Annotated in this window: 7 protein-coding genes; 3 read left to right on the forward strand and 4 right to left on the reverse strand. The window is 68.5% G+C overall.

All coding sequences use genetic code 11. The features are described from left to right. On the forward strand, positions 1 to 563 hold a 563-nt coding region (map, locus tag JMF90_RS22785), incomplete at its 5' end, for a type I methionyl aminopeptidase (protein ID WP_201325457.1). Between the two features lie 112 nt (positions 564 to 675). On the opposite strand, the gene JMF90_RS22790 is transcribed toward map, so the two are convergent. Both JMF90_RS22790 and JMF90_RS22795 read right to left on the reverse strand, forming a co-directional pair. Next, on the reverse strand, positions 676 to 1,179 hold the full coding sequence (locus JMF90_RS22790; protein ID WP_201316783.1) for a GAF domain-containing protein: 504 nt from the start codon (positions 1,177 to 1,179) through the stop codon (positions 676 to 678). Between the two features lie 116 nt (positions 1,180 to 1,295). Beyond that, a complete protein-coding gene (locus JMF90_RS22795; RefSeq protein WP_011544959.1) occupies positions 1,296 to 2,213 on the reverse strand; it encodes a LysR family transcriptional regulator in 918 nt (305 codons plus the stop codon). A gap of 111 nt (positions 2,214 to 2,324) precedes the next feature. On the opposite strand from JMF90_RS22795, the gene JMF90_RS22800 reads away from it, so the two are divergent. Together JMF90_RS22800 and JMF90_RS22805 are read left to right on the forward strand one after the other, a co-directional pair. After that, complete coding sequence (locus JMF90_RS22800) at positions 2,325 to 3,191, forward strand: pirin family protein (RefSeq protein WP_201316784.1); 867 nt, start codon at positions 2,325 to 2,327, stop codon at positions 3,189 to 3,191. Positions 3,192 to 3,341: 150 nt separating this feature from the next. Further along, the gene (locus tag JMF90_RS22805) at positions 3,342 to 3,833 is read left to right on the forward strand and encodes a GNAT family N-acetyltransferase (protein WP_034206801.1); all 492 of its coding nucleotides are present in this window, start codon (positions 3,342 to 3,344) and stop codon (positions 3,831 to 3,833) included. Positions 3,834 to 3,855: 22 nt separating this feature from the next. Here JMF90_RS22805 and JMF90_RS22810 read toward each other — a convergent pair whose 3' ends face one another. Together JMF90_RS22810 and JMF90_RS22815 are read right to left on the reverse strand one after the other, a co-directional pair. Further along, positions 3,856 to 4,725 carry a cytochrome c oxidase assembly protein gene (locus tag JMF90_RS22810; protein WP_011544962.1) on the reverse strand — a complete coding sequence of 290 codons (870 nt, stop codon included), beginning with the start codon at positions 4,723 to 4,725 and terminating at the stop codon, positions 3,856 to 3,858. Positions 4,726 to 4,735: 10 nt separating this feature from the next. Beyond that, positions 4,736 to 5,182, reverse strand: coding sequence for a copper chaperone PCu(A)C (locus JMF90_RS22815; RefSeq protein ID WP_011544963.1), 447 nt, complete (start codon positions 5,180 to 5,182; stop codon positions 4,736 to 4,738). Between the last annotated feature and the right edge of the window lie 81 nt (positions 5,183 to 5,263).

The following is a 5,263-nucleotide window of genomic DNA, read 5'->3' on the forward strand; positions in this document are numbered from 1 at the left end:
ATGGCATTCCGACGTCGCGGCCGCTGCGCGACGGCGACATCGTGAACCTCGACATCGCGGTGATCAAGGACGGCTGGTTCGGCGATACGAGCCGGATGTATTTCGTCGGCGAACCGAGCGAACTCGCGCGGCGGCTCGTCGCGGCGACCTACGAGGCGATGCACGCCGGCATCCGCGCGGTGCGTCCCGGCGCGACGCTCGGCGACGTCGGCTATGCGATCCAGCAGGTCGCGCATCGCGAAGGGTTCAGCGTGGTGCGCGAGTATTGCGGGCACGGCATCGGCGACGTCTATCACGACGAACCGCAGGTGCTGCATTACGGTCGCCCGGGCACCGGCCTGCCGTTGCGGCCGGGGATGATCTTCACGATCGAGCCGATGTTGAACGCGGGCAAGCGCGACACGCGCGTGCTGGCCGACGGCTGGACGGTCGTCACGGCGGACCATTCGCTGTCCGCGCAATGGGAGCACATGGTCGTGGTGACGGAAACCGGCTTCGAGGTGCTGACCGAGGACGCGAAGCCGCAGGCGTTCGCGGCGCTGTCGGGCACGCACGCGGCCTGACGCCGGCCGTGCGCCGCACGCGGCGGTGCGGCGTTGCAATGAAACGGGCCCCTTCGCGGGGCCCGTGTCGTTTGCGGCGGCCGGCGCCGCGAACGACACGGCGCAGCGGTGCTTAACCGCGCGCCTTCTGCCACGCGTGCTCGACGAACACGCGGCACAGCGCCTCCATCCCTTTGCGATCCTCGTCGTCGAAGCGCGCGGCGACCGGGCTGTCGACGTCCCACACGCCGATCAGCGTACTGTCGTCGGCCAGCAGCGGCACGACGATTTCCGATTCCGACGCCGCATCGCACGCGATATGGCCGGGGAAGTCGTGCACGTCGCGCACGACCTGCGTCTCGCGGGTCTGCGCGGCCGTGCCGCACACGCCCTTGCCGAGCGCGATCCGCACGCACGCGGGTTTGCCCTGGAACGGCCCGACCACGAGCTCGGTGCCGTCGAAGAAGTAGAAGCCGGCCCAGTTCAGGCGATCGAGCGAGTGATAGACGAGCGCGGAGAAATTCGCCGCGTTCGCAGTCAGGTCGCGTTCGGATTCGACGAGCGCACGTGCCTGCTCGACGAGCGTCGCGTATTGATCGGCCTTGGAGGCGGTAGGGTCGTTGGACAGCGTGAACATGGCGGGAAAGCGATAGGGGTTGTCAAAAAGGCGCACTGAAGGCGCACTGCGCGTACCGCAGTCTACGGCACCCGTGCGTGGTCTGCAGCGCGTGGTCGTGCGTGATGCGGCCCCGCTCAGTCGGGTTCGAGTTCGGCGAACCGCTCGGCCAGAAAGTCGAGTAGCGCCCGCACCGCCGGCAGCAGCCCGCGGCGCGACGCGAACACCGCGTGCACGATTTCGCGACGCGGCGCCCAGTCGGGCAGCACCGTGACCAGTTCACCGCGCGAAACCTCGTCGCGCACCATCATCGTCGGCAACTGCACGACGCCGACGCCTGCAACGGCCGCCGCGCGCAGCGCGAGCATGCCGCCCGTCACGTAGCGCGGCTGGTGATGGATTTCCGCATGCGCGCCGTCGGGCCCGCGCAGCCGCCACACGTGCGTGGACTGCGGCACGCCGTGATCGAGGCTCGGCAGGCGCGTCAGGTCCGCGGGAACGGCCGGTACACCTTGCTCGCGCAGCAGCGCTGGGCTCGCGACGAGGCACTGGCCGCGTTCGGCGAGCACACGCAGCGCGAGATCGCTGTCCTCGAGCGGCGGCGGGCGCACGCGGATCGCGACGTCGATCCCTTCGCCCACCACGTCGACACGCCGGTTGGTCGCTTCCAGGTGGATCTCGACGCGCGGGCACGCGGCCATGAACGCGGCGATCATCGTGCCGACCAGCGAATCGAGCAGCACGATCGGGCAACTGACGCGCACGATGCCGCGCGGCTCCTCGTGCAGCAGCGCGATCGCCTCGTCGGCGGCATCGGCCTCGACGAGCATCGCGCGGCAATGCGCGTAATAGGTCTGGCCGACGTCGGTGACCGTGAAGCGGCGCGTCGAACGCTGGATCAGCCGCATCCCGAGCCGCGCTTCGAGCAGCGCGACGCGGCGGCTCAGCTTCGATTTCGGCATGTCCAGCGCGCGCCCGGCCGGCGCGAAGCCGCCGTGTTCGACGACCTGCACGAAGTAGTAGAGATCGTTCAGATCCCGCGCTTTATCGTTCATGAAATGGAACGCTGAGTGCGATTTCGGCAGTCTACCGGATCGATCGTTCCATCTCTATATTGTCAGTCATGGATGCGAAACACGGGTTTCGCCGCAATTCGGAGAAGGCAAATGAAGAAGATCCAGGGTGTGTACAGTGCGCCACGCGGCCATTGGGTCGGCGACGGTTTTCCGGTGCGTTCGATGTTCAGCTACCAGTCTCATGGCACGCACCTGAGCCCGTTCCTGCTGCTCGATTACGCCGGCCCCGCGACGTTCGAACCGGCGACCGCGCCGCGCGGGGTGGGCCAGCATCCGCACCGCGGGTTCGAAACGGTGACGATCGTCTATGACGGCGAAGTCGCGCACCGCGACTCGACCGGCGCGGGCGGCACGATCGGCCCGGGCGACGTGCAGTGGATGACGGCCGCGAGCGGGATCCTGCACGAGGAATTCCACTCGGAGGCGTTCACGAAGCGGGGCGGCCCGCTCGAGATGGTGCAGCTGTGGGTGAACCTGCCCGCCGCGGACAAGATGGGCGCACCCGGCTACCAGACGCTGCTGAACGCCGATATCCCGGTGGTCGAGCTGCCGGACGGTGCAGGGCGGGCGCGGATCATCGCCGGTGAGCTCGACGGGCGGCGCGGCCCGGCCCGCACGCACACGCCGATCGACGTGTGGGACGTGCGGCTCGCGGCCGGCGGCCATGCGCGGTTCCCGGTCGCCGAAGGGCGGACGCTCGCGGTGGTCGTGCTGAGCGGCACCGTGCTGGTGAACGGCGAGACGGTGGCGCGCGAAGCGCAGTTCGTGCAACTCGGCCGCGACGGCAGCGACGTCGAGATCGAAGCGAACGGCGACGCGAAGCTGCTGATCCTGAGCGGCGAGCCGATCGACGAGCCCGTCGTTGGTTACGGCCCGTTCGTGATGAACTCGCAAGAGGAAATCCGTACCGCGATCGAGGACTTCAACAGCGGCCGCTTCGGCCAGATGCCGGCATGACGGCATGACGGTGTGACGGTGTGACGAGCAGGCCCCGCGCGATGCGGGGCCTTTTTTTCGCGCGTGGCGGGCGGTCGCGCGGGTCGGGCGCTTCGAGGCATAATCGACGGTTGCCGCGCGCCGGCCGGCGCGCCTGAATCAGGACCGCACATGAACGCATCCGCACCCGCCGCATCCCCGAGCACCGCCGATCTCGACTGGCGCTGGAAATCCTTCGACGCGCTGACGGCGCGCGAAATCTATTCGATCCTCGAAGCGCGCAGCGCCGTGTTCGTCGTCGAGCAGAACTGCGTGTATCGCGACATCGACGATGCGGACCAGGCCGCGTGGCACCTCGCGGCCTTCGATCCGGCCGGCCGCCTGGCCGGCTATCTGCGCGTGCTGCTGCCCGACGCGCAGCATACCGACGTGCGCATCGGCCGCGTGCTGACGACTGCCGCGTTTCGCGGCGCGGGCCTCGGCAACGGGCTGCTGTCGCGCGCGCTCGAGCATATCCGCGCGCAATGGCCGGATACGCCGGTGAGCCTGCATGCGCAGGCTCACTTGCAGCGTTTCTACGGGGCATTCGGCTTCACGCCGAGTTCGGACGTGCACGACGAGGATGGCATCCCGCACGTATGGATGAGCAGCGCGCGCGCGTGATGCGCGCCGCGCCGCGCGGCAATCAGTGCGCGGCGCGTGCGACGGGCGGCTCGTCCGTGCGCTGCGCGGCCCGCTCGCCGATCAGGCGCCCGCGGGCGGACAACCGCAGCCAGTGCCGCAGCGCGATCAGCGCGCCGATCACGCTCATCATCGAGCCGGGAATCCACAGCAGCAGGCCGCCGATCTGCTGGTCGCGCAGCGGGCTCAGCCACGTGAACGCGCGGCCGCAGATCGAGTAGATCGGATACAGCTCGTGCGGCGTGAAGAAGATCAGCGCGCCGAGCGCGATCTGCGGCGGGATCGCCGCGACGACGATCAGAATCCGGCGGCCCGGCGACAGCCGCGCGGGCGGCGCGGGACGCGGATCGACGACGAGCCACCAGAACAGCAGCCCGTCGATCACCATGCTCCAGTTCATCACGCGATAGAGACGCCAGTCGAGCATCGCGATGAAGTGGATCGGCGACAGCAGCCAGAAATAGATCAGCCCGACGAACAGCACGACCGCGACGACCGGATGAAATACCACGTCGAGGGTCGCGCGCACCGGCGCCCACGCGAGCGCGGGGCGCACGAAGCGCTGCCGCCAGCTGAACGGAATGCCCGCGCGGATCGCCGCGCCCGGATAGGACAGTGCGATGAAGAACGGCCCGAGGTGATGCAGCACGAGGTGCTGCGCGCGGTGCATGAAGAATTCGTGCTCGAAGAAATAGTCGAGCCGCGTATGCAGCGCGATGTAGAGCGCCGTCAGCCCGAACCAGAACGAGAACTGCCGCAGCGGCGACACCTTCGCCTTCTTCACGCCGCGTGCGAACAGCACGGCGGCCGTCAGCACCGCGACGACCACGGTCGGCGACGGCTCCCACGGATCGAGCCAGTACAGGAGATTCATCGCGCGCGCATCACTTCGCCTGGGCCGGCGATTTCACGGCGAATGGCGCATCGACCGTCTCGCCGTCGGAGAATTTCAGGCGCAGGTGCACGGTGTCGCCCGGCTTGATCGTGTGCTTCGGTTCCTCGAGCATGAAGTGATAGCCGCCCGGCGCGATGTCGACCTTGCCGCGCGCGGGGATCGTCAGCTTGTCGACCATCTCCATCTTCTGCGTCGAGCCGTTCGAGACCGTCTGGTGCAGCATGGCCATCCCGTAATCGGGGCTGTCGACGTCGACGAGATCGATCGGCTTGTCGCCGGTGTTCACGAGCGTCACGTAGCCGCCCGCGGGCAGCTTGTTCGGCAGCCAGCGCACCCACGCGTTCTGCGCGCTGATCGCGCCGGCGGCATACGCGTGGGCGCCGGCGCACAGCGCGGCGACGAGGGCGAACGTCTTGAGGGTCGTTTTCTTGTTCATGGCGGAATTCAGGTCGTGGAGGCAGTGTCGATGATCCGGCGCACATCGGCGGCGATGGCGTCGGGCGAATCGCGATCGGTC

The sequence above is a fragment of the Burkholderia sp. E168m23 genome, assembly GCF_016586125.1.
Taxonomy (GTDB): Bacteria; Pseudomonadota; Gammaproteobacteria; order Burkholderiales; family Burkholderiaceae; genus Burkholderia; species Burkholderia orbicola.